The sequence below is a fragment of the Limimaricola cinnabarinus genome (genome assembly GCF_002723615.1).
Taxonomy (GTDB): Bacteria; Pseudomonadota; Alphaproteobacteria; order Rhodobacterales; family Rhodobacteraceae; genus Limimaricola; species Limimaricola cinnabarinus_B.
The window spans coordinates 16,275-18,138 of the sequence record NZ_KZ304986.1; the positions used below are offsets into that span (position 1 = coordinate 16,275).

A 1,864-nucleotide genomic window follows, 5' to 3' on the forward strand; every position below is an offset into this window, starting at 1 on the left:
ACGAAAGGCCGCAGCCCCCACCTGATCCTCGCCGGATGAATTGGCCTCGCGGGCCAATGCGCCATGCCACGCCCCAGCTACGGGGCAAGCGGGCGCGGCATGGCGCTTGCCGCCGCGCCGCTGGCCTGGTTTTGCGCCGCCGCGTGGCCGATTTTTGGTCCGCCGTTGACACCCAGAGGCGCATGGCACCGATCTATGAACGGGCGCGCCGCCTGTCTACTGCCCGAAGGGGAAATTCGCTCACGAAACCGTCACCTTGCGGATCGTCGCCGAGGCGCGCGCGAAGCGGGAACGCGGCTATGGGTCTGTTCGTTGTCATCCCGCACTCAACAGAGGAGCGAAATATGCAAGTCCAGGACATCATGACCAGCGATCCCGTCTGTTGCGGCGGGAACACCACCATTCAGGAGGCCGCAAAGCTGATGGCCGAACACTCCATCGGGGCGCTTCCGGTGCTCAACGACGCGGGCGAGCCGATGGGCATCGTGACGGATCGCGACATCTGCTGCGGCGGCGTAGCCGAAGGCAAGTCCGGGGATACGGCCGTCTCCGAGGTCATGTCGACGGATGTGCTGACCACCTCGCCGGAGGAGGACGTCTCCTCCTGCTGCAACAAGATGGAAGAGCGCCAGGTGCGCCGCGCCGTCGTGACCGATGGCGAAGGCAAGTGCTGCGGGATGGTGGCGCAGGCCGACGTGGCGCGTGAGGCGCAGGGCGCGGAAACCGCGGATCTCGTCCAGAAGGTCTCGCAGCCGGAAGGCCGTTCGGGCTGCTGCTGACAAGACGGGCGGAGCGCCGCGAGGTGCTCCGCCTCTTTTTTCCGTCTCGGCGGCGATGTCTGGACCCGTCGTCCATGCCGGAGGTTGAGGGGGTCGAAGGCCTTACGAGTATCGGTGCGGCTACAGCACAGGAGACATAGATGATGGACGGCGGAATGATGTTCGGCATGGGGATCTGGTGGCTGGTGATCCTTGTGCTGGTGATCCTCGCGATCTTGGCGCTGGTGAAGTATCTGCGCAAATAGGTGAGGAATGACGGAGACACCGGACAAACCCGTCGTTCTCGTCACCGGCTCCAGCGGCTATCTTGGCGGAGCGGTCGTGCGACGCCTGCATCAGAGTTACCGCGTTGTCGGGCTTGATCGCCATTCGCCACCACACCCGCCTCACCAAGCGGAATGTGTCTGTTTCGATATCACCGATCAGCAAAGCGTAGACAAAGCTCTGGCGAGGGTGCGGCTTGCCTATGGCGATCGCATTGCCGTGTGTATTCATCTCGCGGCCTATTTCGATCTGACGGGTGAGGACAGCCCCGCATATGACGCCGTGACGGTGGAGGGGACGAAGCGGCTGCTGAAGGGATTGCAGGAGTTCCAGCTCGAGCAGTTCGTCTTTGCCTCCACCATGCTCGCGCATGCGCCGACTTCGCCGGGGCAGCCAATCGATGAAGACGTGCCGTTCGATACGAAGCTTCCCTACCGTGCCTCGAAGGTGCGCACCGAGGCGATGTTGAGACAGGAGAAGGGCGAAGAAAAGCTTGTCCTGATGCGCCCTGCCGGCATCTACGACGACCAGGGGCATTCCACGTTCCTGGCTCACCAGATCGCGCGCATTTACGAGAAGCGCTTCAGCGGCAAAGTCTACCCGGGCGATCTGTCACGCGGACAGGCCTTTCTGCATCTCGAAGACCTGCTGGATGCGATCGAACGCATCGTGGATCGTCGGATGGATCTCCCGGATGTGCTTCCGGTTCTGTTGGGCGAAGCCGAACCCATTCCCTTCGGAGAGTTGCAGCGCCTGATCGGGCACGAGTTGCATGGAGAGGATTGGATCACCTGGAACATCCCGCCGAAACTCGCCAAGAC

At 62.8% G+C, this 1,864-nt stretch carries 2 protein-coding genes; both read left to right on the plus strand.

Annotation, left to right across the window (positions count from 1 at the left end):
• Positions 1 to 299: 299 nt before the first annotated feature.
• Positions 300 to 779, plus strand: coding sequence for a CBS domain-containing protein (locus tag CJ301_RS17365; protein WP_254050197.1), 480 nt, complete (start codon positions 300 to 302; stop codon positions 777 to 779).
• Between the two features lie 252 nt (positions 780 to 1,031).
• Positions 1,032 to 1,864, plus strand: an 833-nt coding sequence (locus CJ301_RS17370; protein WP_162620607.1) for an NAD-dependent epimerase/dehydratase family protein, incomplete at its 3' end; no start/stop codon positions are given.